Here is a 20,780-nt window from a genome sequence, read left to right as displayed (position 1 = left end):
AGTTGCGTAAGTCCTGTTAAAATCACAATGATTTTGTTTGGGTCTTGATAAACCTGTTGCTAATCCTTCTTTTAACTCTCGATTATTAATTTCCAGAGTTATATAATTTGTATCTTTAAAGTCTGATTTAACAAAATTAAAAAGTTCCTCATTGGCTTCATTTGCCTTTATCCATTTAATTATCTGGACAGGTTCAGATTTCTTAATAAAAAAAATGATTGCATTGGTATCAACCTTGGGAAAAGGTGTCGCATTTTCATGAAATGTAACAACACATTCAAGACAATAATTTTTAGTAATCCATTGCCACAGTTTTTGAGCAAAAATTCCTTCACAAGTATCAGCAGGCATGATAAAAGCTAATCTACCATTTTTATCAAGTAAATTTAACGCCTGCACAAAAAAGTAAATATGATAACCTGCTCTACCATCAATTGTAAAACCTGTAATTTTTATAAAAAGCTCTTTTAGAAATTGTTTCATCTTTTCATCAATTCGGTGATGTCTGATGTAAGGTGGATTAGCTATAATTGCGTTAAACTTTTTCTGTGGAGGATTTTTGATAAAATCACGTAATTCTACAAAGCAACTATTTTTTTGATAAATTTCATCTTCTAAAACATATTTATCTATATCAATTCCATAATAATTAATAGAGGGATTTATTTGTAATAAAGCATTTAAAAAAGCTCCTTTTCCAGCAGCAGGATCAAACACCAAATCCGTGTCTTTTACTATATACGAAATCATCGCTTTTGTCACCCATTCTGGTGTCCAGAATTGACCTTTATCACGTAATTTTTCTCTTTCTTGCCAGTTATTAGGTAGTTTTTGATGAATCATAATTTATTAAAGGTTATTGAGTATTTTTAAGGCGTTCTGGGCAATCTTAAGTGAGCCTCCTACAAATTTTACATAAGGCAAAATATGTCCATTTTTATCTTCGATATAATCAGGTACTAAAGTAGGTTTCTCTGTGGAAATCCCTAGAGGATAAGCATAATGGTAATAAAATTTGTAAATAGCTTTTTTAGTTGTTGCTCCACCTGGAGCTTGAAAGGTTTGAATTGTTGGCTCAATTAAACCTTCTTTTATAAGTTGTTCAGCTTGATCAAGACATAAACCATAAGCTTTATCAAAAAAAACGTGCCAAATATGGATAGGAATGTTATTTTCCATTTGCCATCTATGCAATGGAATCCGATCTTCTTGTTATACCTAAATAAGGTGCGTTTCCTAACGCACCCTACAAAACGAAAACAGCTTTTCTGCTCACCTGCTTACTTGTCTTCCTGGATACTTCTGACAATTTTTATGACGAGTTTTCTAGGAATAAACCGGACACATTTTGACATCATTTTATTCATAAACCCAGGAATAACAATTGTTTTTTCTCGCATTAACCCATTATAACCCATCCTACCTACAGATTAGGAAAAACCTAGCCTTGATTCGTCGGTTGGGTTGTTCGCGTTAGCGTTGCGGAGCAATTAGCATGAAACCTAACATAAGCGTTGGGTTGCGCTGTCGCTTAACCCAACCTGGAAAAAACGGACAAGGTATTGATTAAATATGCAAAATTCGGCGTTGCTGATTAAGGGTATGAATTTTAGTCTCACGTCAAGGCGCAAAGACGTAAAGGTAAAGGTAAAAGTTTTCAAGGTTCAATTTGGGAATTTCATACCTCAATTCAGCAATACCATATGCAACATTCTATATCTAATAGATTTTCCCGGCAAATCAGTGTAACAGCAATTACAGGATATCAAAGATACATTATGATTATTCTTGATTTTCATTGCTTTGGGTAAAATTTACCTGTTCATATATTTCACTTAAAGCAATCTGAAAATCTATAGTTTGTAATGTTAAAATATCTGATTCCGATTCTAACTCTGTGAATATCCATTTACCATCATTTGTTTTCACATATTGCATAACATGATATTGATATTGATTGATTAAAATATATTCTTTAAATTCAGGTATAGAACGATAATACATGAATTTATCACTTTGGTCATAATTACTAGTTGATTTAGATGAAACTTCAGCAATTAATAAAGGATTCATCACAGTGGTAGTATTTTCAGTAGCATAAATAGGTTCTCCTTGAATTATCATCACATCAGGGTATGTATGTTGACGATAACGCGGTATCCACAAGCGGACATCACCAATATAAACGTCATAGTTTTTCTTTCTTAATCCGTATTTTAAGGAAGCTGCGAAATTAAGAGCTATTTTATTATGATTTGTTGTTCCTCCAGTCATAGCTATAATTTCTCCATCTCGATATTCGCTTTTATACTCTGCTTGTTCTTCGAGTTCTAAGTATTCTTCTGGGGTGTAGTATCGTGTTTGTGTTTGCATAATATCAACACAGAGTTAATAATTGTGATATTAATAAGATTCTATCATGATCTAATTTTGTGGCGGTTCAGCAGTCCTAAACCCCTACTTCTCTTCCTGCATACTTCTGACAATTTTTGTGACCATTTTTCTCGGAATAAACCGTACACATTTTGACATCAATTTATTCATAAAACCAGGAATAACAATTGTTTTTCCTCTCATTAACGCATCATAGCCCATCTGAGCCACAGTTTCCGCATCCATCATATTTTTCCCCTTCAGCATTTTAGAATCTGCCATGCCGGTTCTTTCATGAAAAGCAGATGCCGTTGAACCTGGACAAAGAACTGTGACGGTGACACCTGTACCTTCTAATTCATTAGCGATCGCTTCTGAAAATGATAAAATATAAGCTTTAGTGGCAAAATATACCGCCATTAAGGGACCTGGTTGAAATGCAGCCGCAGAAGAAACATTTAATATCTTCCCATAACCTTGTTTAACCATTTCCTTGAGAAACAACTTAGTTAAATGGGTAAGACAAACTAAATTTACTTGCAGCATTTCCAACTCATTATTTAAATTGGTTTCATTGAATAATCCATAATTACCAAATCCGGCATTATTTACCAAAATATCAACTTTAATACCAGCTTGTTGTAACTCCGTAAAAATTTCTTCAGGAGATGTAGATATAGATAAATCTTTAATAATAGGTTTAACAGAAATTCCAAACTCCTCTGCAAAATCAACAGCTATTTTTGTGATTTTTTCTTCTAGTCTATCTACCAACACTAGATTATAATTATTATGAGCAAAAATACGAGCTAACTGATAACCAATACCATTAGCTGCACCAGTGATAAAAACTGTTCCCTGACATTTTATGTTCATTTTAAGAAAGTTGAGTTAGCTGGAATTGGCATTGATGAATCCTGCCAATATCCCTACATTATAACAAATAAAAATTAAGCTGCATATAATTAATATTTCCAGAATAATTGACCGCAGATGAACGCGGATAAATACGAATAAAATCTGGATTTCATAATTATGTGCAGCTTCACCGAAAAGTGATATCAAGCAAGACTTAGGAAACCAGTCTGGACTAAATAAGATGTGTAAGTCATCAACAATTGAGAATCAATGGTCGGACAAACAATAGAACTGCCTTTGAGTGCTTCTAGAGTTGCTTCACAACTGATAATTGGTCTTCTGGCCTGTAAATACAAATCAGGAATGGTGATTTGTTCATCAGACCAACGTTCTAGTAAAAATGGACGCAAAGTATATAAAGGATTGTCTTGAGATGTGACATTATTAATTAACTCTGCTTGCCATTCTTCGTAGGGGATCATCTTCAGTGAAAATCCAAAAGAACGCACCCAATCAACTAAAGATTTTAAAGAAGCAGGTTGAGGATGTTGTAAATGGAAAGCTTTACCTACAGATGTTTCTTGTCGAGAAAGATAAACAACAGATTTGCTCACATAATCAACAGGAGACATATCTAACATATAATCTACATCAGGGAAAGAACCCATTTGTAGACAACCTTTAATCATCAAATTTATGAAATCATGGGTATTACAAATCCCGGTTTGGCTATCTCCAGAAATTAAAGGAGGTCTATGAATAGTGATAGGTAATCCTCGACTACCAGCAATTTTCACTAATTTTTCTGCCACCCACTTAGTTTGGGAATAACCGAGGAAAATACCTTCCCAGTCATGAAAATCATCATCTTCTTTAACTAGCTTACCAGCATAAGCACTGGATTCAAAAACAGCCACACTAGAAACATAATGCAATGGCTTAACTTTAGTTTGACAAGCCAAACGCAAAACTTCTTGTGTACCCAAAACATTCGCTGTTTTTAATGCTGAGTAAGGATAAACATAATTCAGTAAAGCTGCACTATGATAAATAGTATCAATATTAGCAGCTAGATTTTGAAATTGTTCTGCATTAATACCTAAATTTGGCTGTGCTAAATCCCCAATAATGGGGATAATTCGGCTACTATATTCATCTTTCCAAATACCATATTGTTGCAAATTACTTGCTAATTTGCTCTTCCCTGCTTCTACATTATCAGCACGGACTAAACAATAAAGATTTGCGTCCGATACTTCTAGTAATTCCTTGATAATAAAAGCCCCTAAATAACCTGTTCCCCCGGTTAAAAAGATGTTTTTAGGGTTAGTAACAGAAACAGCAATGCCTATGGGTTGAATAGTGGGGTCTAGAACAGCTTCCGCAGCCAAATCTAGAAGAGGAGGAGCAAAACTAACAGGGGAATTTGTGCTTGAACCTGCATCTTGTAGCTGAGAACCATCACTAGATTCTTCTGACAATCGTTGGGAAAGTGCCGCAATATTAGGATAATGCCAAAGTAAAATAGGAGAAGGTTTAAAACCTAGTAATTCCTCTAATTTACTAATGATCATCATGGCTTGAGCAGAATCCAAACCATAATTTTCTAAGTTTTCATCAACATCAATTTCTGCGGTTTCAACTCCGACAACTTCCGCGAGATGGGAAACTAGAAATGATTGAATACTTTCAGAAGTACAAGACTGTTTTAAACTCATTTTTACTTCTCCAATGTAGAACGAATTGGTTGATATTGACTGTAATAAGCAGGCATTTGTAAACCCTGCATTTTTAAACTGTGACTACGATATAAAAATGCTGTCCCCCTCATAATTTGGTCAGTAACATCAACAACATGACGCTGATTATATTCTGACAAATATGAACCACGCACCCAGTCATTGAAACCACCCATAGCTGGCCCGCACCAAATTTGATAATCAACTTCCCGACCTTTTTCACCAGTGCTAGACCATCGGGAAGATAATCCTAAATACCAACGAAAGATGACAGCCATTTTCAATTTAGGATTATTAACAGCCTTACCCAATTTTTCAGGATTCTTTTGGGATAAATAAGCCGCTGCACCTTCCCACACCTCCGCAAGACTTTTACGGAAAATTTGTTTTTCTAGCTTCTCTTTTTCTGCTGTGGGAATCTGTTCAATAGAGTCGTAAGTGCGATATAACTCATACAATTTTTGCGCTCGCATGGGAAACATTGTCCCCCGTTTGAGAACTTGCAATTTGACTCCCATTTCAAACATATCGGCTGCGGGAGCCATTGTCATATCTGCCATTTCTGCTTGTGCTAACAACTTTTTAGTATGTTCACAAGCACCAGATTCAACACAAGATTGATTAATTGAACCAGTCACTATATAAGCGGCGCCCATCATAAAACCAGCTAGTGCTGCTTCTGGTGTACCAATACCTCCAGCAACTCCCACTCTAATAGGAACTGAGTAATTATATTGCCCTTGAATTTCATCTCTGAGGGCAATGATTGAAGGTAATAAACATACTAAAGGACGATTATCTGTATGACCACCAGAATCGGCTTCAACGGTAATATCATCAGCCATTGGCACTTGTCTCGCCAAATTAGCTTGCAATTCTGTAATTAGTCCTTGCTGAAGTAATTCTTTGAGAATTCGTTCCGGTGCCGGTTGTAAAAATTTAGTGGCAACTTCTCGACGGGAAACTTTAGCTATTACCTTATTTCGGATATCAATTTGATTAGCTGCATTTAATCTTAACCCAGCAACTCGATAATAAACGATGTTAGGAGTTAAGTCTAAAAATGCTGATGCTTCTACTGTTCTGACACCATATTTCAGATATAAATCTACAGCGCGGCGTTCAATAGCTGGTTCGTTAGGACTGTGAATTAAATTGAAAGCGTAAGGTCTATTAGGTAATGCTTGTTGGATATTATTAATCGCAGTTTCTAAGCGTTCTGGAAGTAAACCACCTGCACCAAAGGAACTTAAAATTTTCTCTTTTCCGAGTGCAATTACCATTTCTTCGGAAGCAATACCACCAGCCATTGCTCCTGTCATATAGGCATATTTTACACCATAAGCAGCGAGAAAACTAGGGTCGCCAAGTTGTTGTAATCGCAGGGGAGGTAGTGAGATTAAAAGTTCTGCTTGTCCAGAAGAACCATTATCAGTAGGTGCTAAATAACCATCATTAGTAGCACCAATTTTCCCTGATATTTTAATAATATGACAAGGTTGATCTAAAGTTAATAGTTTATCTTTGATGGCACTTTTTTCAAAGCTCACACAATCTAATGAACCTTTCCAAATTTGGTTTTGATGATTACAGGTGAAAAATCCAAGTCCATTATCGTGTTTATTTAGTACCGTCTCGATTGTTGTCACGGTAATTATTCCTCAATTTATAAGCAAAGGATGTGAAATGAAGAATCTAGCTCACGCCGAGGCGCAGAGGCACAGAGAAAGAGCGTTAATATTTTTACATCTCAGTGTAATTTTCAGGCTATTTCTGAATACAGTTCAGTTAAGCATTTTTTCTTCCCTCTGTGTCCTCTGTGCCTCTGTGGTATGGCTAACGCCACGCTGCGCGAAGGTTAAAAAAGAGTTTTACACTTAACACTAAGTGAATTATTTCTCTTCCTTGAGTAAGTTTTGAGCGCAAGCTAGTTGCAATTGAATAATTTCGCTCATTTGCTGACTAAAATCCTGTCTAGCTGCTAAGAAGTTTGTGTGGGTTTTGGTTAATTTAGCAGTATTGTTACTTAAGTTTTGATACTGAGCTTTTTTTAAATCATTCATGCTAATTTTTTCACCAGATTCTTGATTTATGTTGGGCTTTAGGATTTTTGTTGACTCAAAGAATTTTAGTTTCTTTGACAATTCCAAACCGTTCTCCATGATAGTTTTCATGGTATTTTTTTGTAGCTTGGTTTGGGGTTTGGGGTAAATCTCTGTGGGTGCTATTTTCTCCGATGTCTGTAGGGAATTGATAATTTTATACTCTTGATGAGTAGAAAATGGTTGCTTTTGGTTATTAGCAAAGATTTGGCGATTTTCTGCATTTAAAATTGCAGAAGTCATGGAATTACCACCTAATGTAACTTTCCTCAGCGCAGCTTTTTTGTGTTTGGTATTTTCTGAGGATAGGTTATATAAAGGAGAGAGGTTTAAATTTACTTGATGACTCAATAGTTTTGCTAATGCTTTAATTAGCGAACTATGGTCATCTGTGCCGCGTCGGTTGAGGGATACGGTAAGATGTTCTTGATTACCTAAATTTTTATCTATCCAGCGTGAACAAATACCACCTGCACCGGCTTCAATAAATATTTTTGCTCCGTCACCATAGACGCGATTAACTAAGCGGGGAAAGTCGAGTTGTTGACATAATCCTGTAGCAATATTGTGAGCAATTTCTTGGCTATCAAGTTCAATTGATTGATATTCAGCCGCAGAATAAAACTTAATTACTGGTATTTTTTGCGCTGGTATAGTGTATAATTTTTCTAGTTCTTGAGATTCTGATTGCATTGCTTGACAATGAATCACATGATCAAAAGGAGCAGGAAAAGAATTACAACCCAGGGTTTTAATTACTCGCTCACAAGCTGCTGGTTCTCCGGCAATTAATACTTCTTCTGCTGTATTAATCTGTGTCAAGTAAACGCGAGTTTCGGTTTTTAAACATTCTCTAACTTGGTCTGGAGTCGCCATGAGAACATAGTTAGCCCATAACTTATTCTCTGAAATTGTGTCAGTTTTTGGTAGTCCCCAATACTCACGAACAGCATTTTTTTGACCTGATAATCTATCTCCAAATAAAGCTGACGAATTAAAGGTATGACTAACTTCATAAAAATTGCTCCATACTCCTTGAGCAACCATCATGCTAGTTTCACCTAAACTATATCCGAAAATATATTTAGGTTTAATGTTAAAATCCTCGATGATAATTGTGGAAATTAATCTGGTAAAAAGCACTTCTGCTTCAAACATTGCCCAGGAATCATCCAACAATTTCTTTTCTAATGTTTCTAATTGTCGATTTGACAATTTACTCAAACTTCTCGGAAATACAAGTTTTTCAACATCTGCTGCTCGTTCGTAAAGACTTTTGATAATGACATCATCAAAAACTTTAGGAAATAGACGGAAAAGACTTCTACCAATACCTAAATAAGTATTAACAGCAGCGGGATAAATAAAGGCAATTTCTCCATCTTTACCCAGTGGTTTTGGTGTAAAATAACTACCTATGGGAGTTTGCCAATCTTTGCCATTTGTAAAGGCATTAGTTACACCTTTTTTGGCAGAATTAATTTCTTTAATTAATTCTTTTTGGTTGCGTCCAGTTAGGGAAAGTGTATATTTACTGTCAGAGTTTTGCTGAAATTTAACAAAAGTTTGACTAGCAATATCTTTGAGAGAATCAGTATTTTCAATTGTTGCTTGCAAATGATCCAATGCTGCTAATAAGCTAGATTGATCATCTGCGGCAATGGGTAATAAATGCAAAGGTCTGGATTCTAAATATTTGCTGGTGCGTTCTGGTTGTTGGGTTTCTTCTGATAAAATGATATGGGCAAAAGAACCATCACAACCAATACTATTAATTGCAGAAATTCGAGATTTGACTTCTTTTTGCAAAAACCAAGGTCTAGACTCAGTAGCAACATAAAAAGGACTACCTTCCCATACTTGCGGTGTTTTGACACCAGACCAATTGGGAGTTCCAGGAATATATCTGTGATAAATACTCAGTGCAGTTTTAATTAAACTGGCAATTCCAGACGCAACGAAGGTATGACCAATATTGGATTTAACGCTACCTATGGCGCAGTGTAAACCATCTCCCACTGAGGGATAAGCTTGGAGGATACCGTTAATTTCAGCTTCGTCTTCTGTGGGAATACCACTAGCGCAGACTTCCAAATAATTGACTTTTATGGGTTCAATGCCGGCTTGTTGAAAAGCTTGTTGACAGACTTGAGTAATGGTATGGCTATCTACAGCCATTGAGGAAGATTGACCAATGCTAATACCATCAATTACTGCATAGATACGTTGATTATTTGCTAACGCTGTATCATGACGTTTAAGAACAACTGCACCTGCACCTTCTCCCACATTCCAACCATTAGCTTTCTCATCAAAACTTAAGGTATTGACTCCTGTATTAATTTTGCCAAATTGACTTCGCAATAAGACATTTTCTACACCTCCTGCTAAGTCAACAGCACCCACAACTACAGCATCTACTTCATTAGTATCTAACAGCATTTGTGCTAATTCTAAAGCTTTGAAAGCGGCTGTTTCGACGGCACTAATTGTAAAAGATGGTCCAGAGAAATTCCATAAAGAGGAAATCCGACTAGCCATGATGTTGGTAACGTAACTGAGATATTCACTCAGTTCAACTTGATTGTGGATACTATCTTGAACAATACTTTCTAATTGATTAATTTTTTCTGGTGATAAAGCGATTTCTGCACCATTCAAACCATCTTTAACTTGCCAAGATGAATTCCATCTTTGCTGGAGTTGGTGTACAGATAATTCTGTATCTGCGGCGATAATTACCGCTACGTTACTATCAGGTGAAATTCCCGCATCTTTGAGAGCGCGGTCAGCAACTTTTAATAATAGAAGTTGTTGGGGGTTGATTTTTTCAACTTCATTAGGAGGGATTTTGTAAGCTAAGGTATCAACTTCAAAATTATTAATATACGCTCCTTGGGGGACTTTTTCAGCTTCTAAACCGTACTCTCGCAGTAAAGTTTCTTGTTCATTAATACCATGCCATCTTTGTTCTGGTAGAGGAATAAAATGCTGTTTTCCGTCATAAATACTGCTCTCAAAGGCATCTAATTCTTGACATTCCCCAAAAAAAGAATCCATGCCCACAATTGCCATTTTTGCAGTCTTATTTTGCTGAATATTCATTTGCTTAATTCCCCTGTTCTAGAATGATATGAGAGTTTGTTCCACCAAAACCAAACGCACTTAAAGCTACTTTTTTATTTTCTTGACTTGGCCATTTAGTCGGCGTTCTGACAATGTTTTGTGGAGAGACAACATTATTTTCAGAACCGATAGGTTGAGTCATATTAATAGTTGGAGGAATCACACCATGAGACATACTTAAAATTGTCTTGGTTATTCCCACCATGCCGGCAGCCACAAGTAAATGACCAACATTTGTTTTTGTTGAACCTACTAATGGCGCTGCTTTATATGGACTAAAAAATTCTTCAATTGAGTTGCATTCGGTGGTATCTCCCAATGGAGTACCGGTGGCGTGGCATTCTAAATAATCAATAGTTTGGGGGTTAAGTTTAGCTTCAGAATAAGCTCTTTGATATGCGAGAGTTTGCCCTTGAGGATTAGGACTAAGAAGATGTTTCCCTTTACCATCATTAGATAAACCATTACCGCAAATTGTTGCTAATATTTTGTCTCCGTCTCTCACAGCATCACTATATCTTTTGAGCATTACCATCCCAATTCCTTCGGAGGTAATTAACCCACGTGATGATTTGTCTAGAGGACGACTAATGCCATTATCTGGATATCCTTGAATACCAGAAAATAACATTCTGATAAATAAAGGATCTGAACAACTAATAGCACCAGCTAACATTAAATCCACCTTGCCAGATTGGAGATAATGGGATGCTAATTTAATGGCATAAAATGATGAGGAACAGGCAGCATCTATGGAGAAGTGAGTTGCAGAGAGAGAAAATGCTTTAGAAACTATAGCAGCAGGTAAACCGGAAACCATAGCATTGTATGGAGAGACTTTTTGAGAGGTTAATGAACCACCTAAACGAAAGTATTTTTCCTGTAAGAGTTCACCAATTGCAGGTTCAATATTTTGCTGATAAATAGGAGCAAATAATTGATTGGAAGCTTTGGTTGGTAATCCCAGAGTTCCTAAAATTACGCCACATTTTGCAAGTGCAGTTTGATTTCCCCAATAACCACTTTGGACAATGGCTTTTTTAGCAGCGTACAATGACCATTTAAAGGTATTATCTAAGCTTTCAAGAAATGCTTCAGGTAAGTTATACTCTTTGGCATCAAATTTAAAGTTGCGGATAAACCCACCTTTTTGAAAGTAGAATTTTTCCGGTTTACCTTTATTTGGATCGTAGAATATAGCGGGATCTATTCCCAAATCCGCTACAGTTATAGATGATGTGGAATCTTTTTCTGCTGTGAGATTCTGCCAAAATTCTTCAGGATTATTAGCATCGGGAAATAGGCAAGATAACCCGATGATTGCTATTTTTTCCACTTTTGAAATCCTCATTGGGGGGTGAGGGAAGGAGATATTATTTACTCTTTTCCCTATGTTATTTAGGATTTACGCGATTCCCCAATGTTTACGGATTTATGGACGCAGGAAGATAATTAAGAGAAATTAACCACGAAGGAGCGAAGAACACGAAGAAAGAAGAAAGAAGAAAGAAGAAAGAAAGTAAATTGTAGGTTGGTTTGACGGAAGGAAACCCAAAAAAGGTTTAGAAATGTTGGGTTATGCCTTCGGCACGCTACGCGAACACTTCGTTCTACTCAACCTACTGGATTTAGATTCTTACTTTTTATTTAACATTTTCATTGGCCAAATTACGGCTTTTGCTCCTAAGATTTTGGAGTAGATTTTTCCTTGACGATTGTGAATAATGAAGTTGACTGTTGCACCTGTGTCAGTTTTGGCTATGATTTCACAGGAAACATAAAATGGGACGTTAAATGGTACTGCTAAGTATTGTTCACAGTATGTTAATTGTCCTGGTAAACAAACTTCTTTATGGATATAGTTTAACCATAACCATAATGTTTGGGTACTCAAGTCAATAATGTAGGGGTTGTGCCATTTGACAGGGAATTGTCCTTGTTCTTTGGCTGTGATTTCTTGCCAACAACATTCGGCTGTGAGTTTTTCTGAACTAATATTTAAAACTTTGGTAATTTTTTGGAAAGCTGGACCATGAAATAGGGATAAGTCACTATTTTGATAGAAGTCTTTGGCTGTATCAGTGACGATATTATCTTCTCTGAGATCCATTGCTTCATAAATGGGTGCTTCTGGCATATTTTTTACCAGTTTTATCAGAGAACTAAAGTGATAATGAGTTTTTCCTTCGGGGGTTTTACTCAATATTTTGGTTTGAAATTCGACAAAATCACCATCTACCTTAGAGACTTCTTTGATTTCTAGAATATGTTCTTGAGCTAAGGTAGAATTAAAGGTAATTCCTTTTAAAACTTTGAAGTCTTGGCAACTAAAATATGTATAACCTGGATAGATTTCTTCACAGCCATTAACCATCCATGATTTAGCACAGGTGGCTGGTAAAACTGGTGAACCTGCAATTGTATGATCGTGTAAAAATGGATTTTCTGCTAATGTCATTCGTCTGCGAATGCGATAGCTACAAAGTTCTGAACCTAAAGGAGTAGGTGGTAGTTTCATGGGACTACCAATTACAACTTGTGGATAATCTTGATAAGCTGGATGTAGTTCATTAACTAGCATTTGTGTGCCAATTTCTACGGGAATAATACTAATTCCTCGTTCTGCAAATGCTTTTTTTAATTGTGGTGTCACCATGCCACTATCCCAACCACCCCAATTAATTGCGACTACATGACAATTGGGGTTATATTGTTTCATTAAGTGGGCTGATTTACTGAGAATTTCGTTCGCTATAGCATAATCACTCTGACCGATATTACCATAAAATCCAGTCACGGAAGAAAACAATACTAAATGTTGTAATTGCTGAGGATTAACACAATTGAGGAGATTTTCTAAACCCTGAACTTTAGCAGTGTAAACCTTCTCAAAATCATCTTCTGTCTTTTTTTCAATTAACTTATCGGCTAAGTTACCAGCACCGTGAATAATGCCAGTAATTTGCCCAACCTTTTGAGAAACTTCTTGTAATTTAGCTTGCAAATTCACAGTATCAGTGACATCAACACTGATATATTCAGCCGTTCCTCCTGTCGCTTCAATAGCTGCTAAAGTCTTCTTAATTTCTCGACTAGAATTAATTTGATTAAATATCTTTTGTACCATCATGGGTGTTGGTTTCTCACCTTGAGAAATCAAATTTTCCATAATGCGCTTTTTCAAAGCCGAATCTTCCACACAATCATGAACATATTCTGGTTCTGTGGTAATTTCCGAACGACCTAAAAGAATAAATTTACAACGTTGATGTTGAGCTAATTTAATCGTACATTGAGCAGTGATTCCCTTTGCCCCACCACTGACAACAAAGACAGAAGATGGGCTAACTTGAACAGTTACAGTCATAAATCCTCACGTAAAAATCAAAATATCAAACAGAATCTAAATCGAAAAAATCATCCCTCTCTTCTTCTTTTCTTCCTTCGTGTTCTTCATCCCTTCGTGGTTCATTTAATCCATATTCTTCTAAAAAGAAGAGAATAATTGTTGAAATATAGCAATCCTATTTGAGTTATGAACTAGTTTTTTAACGAACCACAGAGGCACAGAGGACACAGAGGTAAGAAAATAAGAGATGTTCACATTTTATTTAGGATTGGTATAGTGGGTAATTAATACCCACTATATAAATTATTCAGCTTTAGCAACTAGGGTTACTCTTCCTTGATTACCATAACCAACTTCGCCAATATAGCGATTAGAATCATGCAATTCAGCGACAATATATTGGGCAGATTCGTAAGGATCTAAACTAGGATTGAGGTCAATTGCTCGGAAGAAGACTTGTGGCCATTCCCAGCGCAAACTTTTTGTTAAACCAAACAAACCGGCAGCGATCGCACTAAAATTAGTTTGATGTCCTAAGGCAAATTCACCGTCAAGATGGGCAACTGTACAAAAGCTGGTTCTTCCTGGTAAAGATGCGGCATTATTCAAAGTTGCTTTCAGATGTTTTGCCATTAAAAACACTTGTTTAAGAATCGCCTTTTCTGCTTCGGGATAGGAAATATGTCCAGGTTTTTCCGGTGTAAATTGAGGGTGGAGGTGAATAAATGCCCCAATCGCTCCGTGTTTAGTAGTCACACTTTGCAATAATAATTGCAGATGTTGTTCACTCATGTTTGCCAAGGTGACGCGGGTAACACCTGCTGGTAATGGCAATTGCGATGCAACTAACGATTGGGGGAAACTCAAAACTACAACTTTCCAACCTTGTTCTATCAGTGCATGGACTACTTTGCTAGTAGTTAAAGAACCATCATCTGTAATTAAACCAATGTGTCCTTCTGGTAACTGCGCTTCTAAAAAATCTGGTCTGGGTAAGGTTTTAAGTTGAGCAGGACGACGGGGAAGATTAGGGTCTACGATGGGGAGTGGGGTGAGAGAATCCAGGAGAGGGCGCAGGACCTGCGCCCCTACGCTGGTGGTTGTTACCAGGTTAACATCAATGTGCGGCTTTTTTTTTTCACCTCCCACCAGTGATTGGAGGTAGTTAACGATTTGTCCGATTGTCCGTAGGTCGCCTAATTCTTCTATATTGGGTTTGGGTAGGTCGGGATATGCTTCCTGCATTGCTCCGAGTATTTCTACCCGTTTGATGGAATCTATCCCTAAGTCGGCTTCCATGTCCATGTCCAGTTCTAGCATTTCTACGGGATAACCTGTTTTTTCACTGGTGATGTTTAACAGGGTTTGTCCTAAATCTGCATATTCGTTACTGTCACCTGTCACCTGTAACCTGTTACCTATTACCTCTACACTGTCACTTGTAACCTGTAACCTGTCACCTGTTCCCTGTCCTTGCAGATATTCGACAACTTGACCAATGGTGCGTTTTTCTGCTAGTTCTTCCAGGTTGGGTTTAGGTAAGTTGGGATATAATTCCTGCAATCCTCCCAGAATTTCTACCCGTTTAATGGAGTCAATTCCTAAGTCCGCTTCCATGTCCATATCGAGTTCTAGCATTTCGATAGGATAACCAGTTTTTTCGCTGGTGATACTTAAGAGGTTGTTAGCTAGATCATCCAGATTTAAGTTGCTGGTTACAGGTGTGGGTTCTGGGATAAATGCAACTGGGGACTGGGGAATAATAATTGGTTCAGGTTCAATGACTGGTGCTGCAATTACAGGTTCTGCAATTTGAACTTTTGGCTCAATTACTGGTAATGGTTGAGGCGGAATAATGGTGGCTGTGGGAGGAACAGGTGCTTCTTCTGGAGTAACACTGACATTTACAGGTGCTATTTCTTGGGTGTCAGAAATAAGTTGAGAATATTCTTCTTGAATGAGTTGGAAAAAGTGTTTGGTATATTCTATCTGTTCCCGCAGATATTGTTCATGAATACGGAGGGTTTCACCTTGTTGGGAATGAAACTGAATCATACTCCGCTCTAAGCTTTCCATGATCACTTGCTTAATTTGAGCGGCTTCAGCAGAAGATTTAGCATTAGCAAATAAGGTGTTTTGCTGCTGCATCAATTGAAAGAAGGTTTTGGCGTATTCTATCTGATGGTTAAGATAGGTGCTGTGAACTTCTAAATTCTCGCTTTGGTTGTGCTGGAACTGACTCAGAAGTTGTTCCAAGCTGGTGAGAATTTGTTGGCAATTTATAAGTTTATCCGGTGTTTGCATCTTCTCGCTGGATTGGGGCGCGAACAATTCTGGACTGGATTGTTTTTGAATGGTTGCAGTGGTAGTCATCTGAGGCTGTAACTGGGTTTCAATGAGGGGTTGTTTTTTATGTCCGTTACCGTTACCGTTGCCGTTATGTCCGTTGGTTGGAGAAATTTTGGCAATTACAGGAGTTTCTATTTCTAAATTCTTGAATTCTTGAACTTCTAAACTCTTGAACTCCTGAACTCCTGAAATTTTATGTCCGTCCTGTAAGGCTTCGGTAAAGGCGTTTTTGGTTTTGTCGGAAATGTAGTTAATGCCTGTTAGTTTGACGCTGAGGGTCTTTTTGGTGGAAATGGGGGGGAGTACAGCAAGGCGTTTGTAGGGGTCAAGGTTGGCAATATTCATGCCAATGACACGCAATTGGACTGCGGCTTCTCGCAAAGAGCGATCGCTATTTTTGGAGGCACTGGGATTCAGAGATATGGTAAGATGGGGGCGATCGCCTAAAATATCTTTTACCAAGTTACTTAAAACCCGTTTTGGTCCAAATTCTACGAAGCAATAACCACCAGCGGCATAGATATTTTCAATCTCTTGTTTGAACAACACAGAACTAGCTAAATGGCTTTCTAAGTTCTTTTGAATTGCTGCTGCATTTTGCGGATACTGTTTACCAGTGACATTACTAAAAACGGGAATTTGCGGATTTTTGAAAGTTACCGACTTAGTTGCGATCGCAAAAGATTTTTGTGCAAATGCAATCAACGGAGTATGAAAAGCCGCAGATACAGGCAATAAAACCGCACTATATCCTAACTTTTGGCAAGCAGCTTGGATTTTTTCAATTTCCAGTTTTGGACCAGCTAAAACAATTTGGGTAGGAGAATTAAAGTTAGCAATACTTACTTTTGGAAACTGCTTCAGCAGCGGTTCAATTTTGCTGATATCTTCCTTCACCGCCAACATACTACCAGCGTCATGATCCGGGTCTTTGGGTGCAGCCATAGCCTGTCCTCTAGCCTTCACCAGGAACAAATAATCAGCCTCACTCAACACTCCAGCCGCCCACAAAGCGGTTAATTCACCAAAACTATGACCGGCGGTGAAATCTGCCTTAAACCCAGCCTGTTGCAAAATTCCATATAAACCGGCACTAAAAACCCCAATTGCCGGCTGTGCATATTCCGTTCTTTGCAAAGTTGCAACTTGGGCTTTTTTCTCAACTTCATCAAAGCTAGAACGAGGGAAAACCACTTCGGAAACAGGTTGCAAATTCCCCTGCTTAAACAGATGATCCATTTTTCCATATAACTGTCGCAAGCTAGGGAAATTCATTACCGCTTCTCTGCCCATTTCCAAGTATTGAGAACCTTGTCCAGAGAATAAAGCGACAACCTTTCCACCCAAATCCATGCCAGCAGAACGGTAATAAATACCTTGAGGATGTTCCCAATAAATTGCATCAGGCTTACTTTTTAATAAACCAATTCCAACTTCCAACAGCTTACAAGCTTCTTGTAAATTCTCAGATACAAACCCAATTCTGACCGCAGTTTTAGGAATAGTTAGAGATTGACAATCTAGAACTAATTGGGAATAAAATCTTTCCCCATCATCAGCTTGCAAATTATTTAAAGTTGCTTCTAACTTGCTAATTAATTCCGCGTGAGTAGCACCAAATAACAGCACCTCACCCGCAGCACCATGTAAACGATAAGAACTTTGTTGTTCGGGTTCGTATTCTTCCAAAACAACGTGATAATTTGTGCCACCAAAACCAAAGGCACTCACACCAGCCCGTCGGGGAGTTTCACCTTCTACCTTAATCCAAGGTCTAGTTTGAGTATTCAGATAAAAGGAAGAATTTTCAATATCTAATTTAGGATTTGGTTCAGTAATATTGATAGTTGCCGGCAATACTTTATGATGCAATGCTAGGGCAGTTTTAATTAAACTAGCAGTACCGGCAGCGGCTTTTGTATGCCCAATTTGCGACTTCACACTCCCCAAAGCAATATGTTGTTTTTGGGTGTCATATTTACCAAAGAAATCCTGCAAAGAACTAAATTCTATGGGATCTCCAGCCATTGTTCCCGTACCATGTGCCTCCATTAAACCCACAGTAGCAGGAGAAAAACCAGCATCATCATAAGCCCGTTCTAAGGCTTTAACTTGTCCTTCTTTTCGAGGAGCATAAATACTCTTATAGCGACCATCACTAGAAGTCCCAATTCCCTTGATTACCGCATAGATTTTATCCCCGTCTTTTTGGGCATCTTCTAAGCGTTTGAGAAGAATCATCCCAATGCCTTCACCTAACATCATGCCATCGGATTTAGCGTCAAATGGTTTCACATTATCGCTAGGAGTAACGGCTGGAGTTTTGCTAAAGGAAATGTAAGCCATAATCGTGTTATCGGTGTCTACTCCACCAGTTAACATCATGTTGCTACGATGTTCAACTAATTCACTAATGGCCATTTTTAATGCCCCAAAGGAACTAGCACAAGCCGCATCAACAACACAGTTTGTTCCACCAAAATCGAGGCGGTTAGCAATTCTCCCAGCCACCACATTTGCTAACATTCCAGGGAAAGCATTTTCATCCCATTTCACATAAGCAGATTTGATTTTATCAACAATCTTTTTAGTATCTTCGTCAGATAAACCAGTGCTTTTGAGAACTTTTTCCCAAATCGGATATTCTAATCTGGCAGCTAATGGCATTCCCAATTGTTTGCCCATAGCTACACCCAGAATTACACCAATATTTTCGCGGCTAAATTCACGAGAGTCACCATAACCAGCATCTTCCATTGTTTCTTTAGCAACTACCAAACTTAATAGTTGAGAAACATCTGTAACTTCTAAAATGCTGGGAGGGATGCCAAATTCCATCGGATTAAAATCAACTTCAGGAATAAACCCACCACGTTTGCAATAAGTTTTATCTTCTGCTGTTCTCGGATTAGGATCATAGTAATCTTCTACACTCCAATGGCTAGAAGGAACATCAGTAATACAGTCAATTTTATTAACAATATTTTGCCAGTAATCCCTTAATGTTCTCGACTGAGGCATTAAGGAAGCCATACCAATAATAGCTATAGGAGTGGTGTGCAGTTTTCTATTAATTTCCTTAGTTGACATGGAATTTATCGAATTTTCTAAGTTTCCTGAATTCATTTTTCCTTCCTCTATAAACTTCAGCACAGCCTGTTCAAAACTATTAATTTGGGCTTCCAATTCCGTCAAAGAACTTTTTATGGTGTCTATCTTTTGAGGGGGGCAAGACATAGGACATAGACTGATTTTGAGTACCGTAAATTGTGCAATAAATTAAGCTATTAGTAAATAGAATAACTATCTACACTCACCCAATTACCGCAGTAAGTTTAAATGCTTGAATGTACATCATCACCACAGAATATTTACCAATTAATAATTGGGCGTTGGTGAATGAAGGTATGATTTTTTCTCACGCAGAGGCGCAGAGTACGCAGAGAGTAAGAGTTTAAGAACTAGAATATTTGATTTTCATACCTCAATTCAGCAATGCCAATAATTGATAATTCATTTTTGAAGCTTTAGGTAGGTTGGGTTAAGGAACGCAACCCAACATTTCATAATTTTGGTTGGTGTTACTAACCTACATTTCCTTAACACCAAGCGAACTGGCAATAGAACATACTTAATCTGAAGGATATGTATGAATACAGAAACGGTTTTATCTCTTAATCATTGAGTGTTTTACCTATGGAGGAATAATGTTCTGTATGTTGATATAGCAGTTGCCAGTTTTTAAAGTCCAGGATAACCTATTTTAGATGATTAGACTGATAAAAGCTGTCAAAATCGTTACAAAATAATCAGCACTCTGTGGCAAATTCTGTGAATAGTGAAAAAATACTTAAACAGCTTTTCAATAGTCTAGCAGTTTGTAACTTAGTGAGATGCAAAACCCCGGTTTATCAAAGAATAGGTTTTGTTTCTTTAGGCAATTTTGCTGTACAAAGCTGAGTGGATTTTAGTATTTCTTCTGTTTATAGAAATAAACTCAACAATTTATTTTTCATTCATAAATGTTGAATTAATAAAAAGACTAGCACAGCTTATGAAAATGGAATAGTTCATTTTTGCTAATTTTTGGAGGAAAATATTTGTTAATTGATCTCCTTTTAAATAAGACATAATTATTTGAGTATAATCTAGAACTAAATTTGTGAATAACATATCTTGGGTAATTACGGATTTAATATCAATTTTTTCCTGATAATTCAAGAATTTTATCTAAATTGTCTCATAAGTAACTAATCAATAAATATACAATAGAAATATTTGCACATAATTGGGTGTTTTTTGAGCAAACTATCATAATCAAGTCTTGGTTTTTGATGAATTTATAAGATAACTTACCTTTTCTAGATAATTGGTTATTTATAAACCAAACATTAATTTATGGGATGTTGATGATTAACCTGTAAACATATCAATTGTGATGAAATATGGACAATTGGCAGTTATTTACGATAATTTGCTAAAAAAAGTACAGATTTTTGAATTTATTTATGAGTAATTAAATATAGGTATCTAGCCAAGGATTTTATTAATTTAAACAACTAAATTTAGTTGACAATATCAAAGTTATTTGGGATAATCACAGGTAAGTTTATTAATTTACCTAAGTTATTAGCATCATCACAACTTAGGCAGTGCCGATTTTTATTTCTCCTTAAAGCTATCGTATTTTATGCTACTTAATTAAATGGCAATTCAACATAAAATTAATAGCATAGCGTGGCATCAGCCATAGATAAATAGATAATTGGAAGCAAGAAACCGCTAATTTAGGTATTTATAACAGCTAAAATGCTGACAACAATTCATACATAAATAATTAGACATATCTCTTCTCTAAAAACAACAGAGAATAAGTCTATAAAC

The 20,780-nt window shown here is 36.9% G+C and carries 10 protein-coding genes; all 10 read right to left on the bottom strand.

The features are described from left to right. Positions 1–843, bottom strand: an 843-nt coding sequence (locus tag CA730_RS25235) for an Eco57I restriction-modification methylase domain-containing protein (RefSeq protein WP_197705458.1), incomplete at its 3' end; no start/stop codon positions are given. A gap of 6 nt (positions 844–849) precedes the next feature. Next, the gene (locus CA730_RS18535) at positions 850–1,194 is read right to left on the bottom strand and encodes an AccI family restriction endonuclease (protein WP_269076482.1); all 345 of its coding nucleotides are present in this window, start codon (positions 1,192–1,194) and stop codon (positions 850–852) included. Positions 1,195–1,782: 588 nt separating this feature from the next. Beyond that, positions 1,783–2,373, bottom strand: a complete 591-nt coding sequence (locus CA730_RS18530) for a Uma2 family endonuclease (protein WP_053537790.1) — start codon at positions 2,371–2,373, stop codon at positions 1,783–1,785. Between the two features lie 84 nt (positions 2,374–2,457). Beyond that, the gene (locus CA730_RS18525; RefSeq protein WP_096669530.1) at positions 2,458–3,249 is read right to left on the bottom strand and encodes an SDR family NAD(P)-dependent oxidoreductase; all 792 of its coding nucleotides are present in this window, start codon (positions 3,247–3,249) and stop codon (positions 2,458–2,460) included. Positions 3,250–3,434: 185 nt separating this feature from the next. Continuing rightward, positions 3,435–4,949, bottom strand: coding sequence for a thioester reductase domain-containing protein (locus tag CA730_RS18520; protein WP_096669528.1), 1,515 nt, complete (start codon positions 4,947–4,949; stop codon positions 3,435–3,437). 2 nt (positions 4,950–4,951) lie between these two features. After that, complete coding sequence (locus tag CA730_RS18515; protein ID WP_096669526.1) at positions 4,952–6,619, bottom strand: PfaD family polyunsaturated fatty acid/polyketide biosynthesis protein; 1,668 nt, start codon at positions 6,617–6,619, stop codon at positions 4,952–4,954. A gap of 243 nt (positions 6,620–6,862) precedes the next feature. Continuing rightward, the gene (locus CA730_RS18510; protein ID WP_096669524.1) at positions 6,863–10,177 is read right to left on the bottom strand and encodes a PfaB family protein; all 3,315 of its coding nucleotides are present in this window, start codon (positions 10,175–10,177) and stop codon (positions 6,863–6,865) included. Positions 10,178–10,181: 4 nt separating this feature from the next. After that, entirely contained in the window at positions 10,182–11,534 is a 1,353-nt protein-coding gene (locus CA730_RS18505) for a beta-ketoacyl [acyl carrier protein] synthase domain-containing protein (RefSeq protein WP_096669522.1), read from the bottom strand. A gap of 300 nt (positions 11,535–11,834) precedes the next feature. Next, positions 11,835–13,565 (bottom strand): SDR family NAD(P)-dependent oxidoreductase, encoded by a 1,731-nt coding sequence (locus CA730_RS18500; RefSeq protein ID WP_096669521.1) that lies wholly within the window; start codon positions 13,563–13,565, stop codon positions 11,835–11,837. Positions 13,566–13,850: 285 nt separating this feature from the next. After that, the gene (locus CA730_RS18495) at positions 13,851–19,133 is read right to left on the bottom strand and encodes a type I polyketide synthase (RefSeq protein WP_096669519.1); all 5,283 of its coding nucleotides are present in this window, start codon (positions 19,131–19,133) and stop codon (positions 13,851–13,853) included. Positions 19,134–20,780: the final 1,647 nt, after the last annotated feature.

This window comes from Dolichospermum compactum NIES-806, from assembly GCF_002368115.1.
Lineage (GTDB): Bacteria > Cyanobacteriota > Cyanobacteriia > Cyanobacteriales > Nostocaceae > Dolichospermum > Dolichospermum compactum.
Note: the sequence above shows the minus strand (reverse complement) of the source record. Positions and strands in the feature narration are given on the sequence as shown.

What these genes read in the sequence shown, in the direction of transcription:
- CA730_RS18520 (WP_096669528.1), bottom strand. Translation starts at nt 4,949, where the DNA reads ATGAGTTTAAAACAGTCTTGTACTTCTGAAAGTATTCAATCATTTCTA.
- CA730_RS18510 (WP_096669524.1), bottom strand. Translation starts at nt 10,177, where the DNA reads ATGAATATTCAGCAAAATAAGACTGCAAAAATGGCAATTGTGGGCATG.
- CA730_RS18500 (WP_096669521.1), bottom strand. Translation starts at nt 13,565, where the DNA reads ATGACTGTAACTGTTCAAGTTAGCCCATCTTCTGTCTTTGTTGTCAGT.
- CA730_RS18495 (WP_096669519.1), bottom strand. Translation starts at nt 19,133, where the DNA reads ATGTCTTGCCCCCCTCAAAAGATAGACACCATAAAAAGTTCTTTGACG.
- CA730_RS18530 (WP_053537790.1), bottom strand. Translation starts at nt 2,373, where the DNA reads ATGCAAACACAAACACGATACTACACCCCAGAAGAATACTTAGAACTC.
- CA730_RS18525 (WP_096669530.1), bottom strand. Translation starts at nt 3,249, where the DNA reads ATGAACATAAAATGTCAGGGAACAGTTTTTATCACTGGTGCAGCTAAT.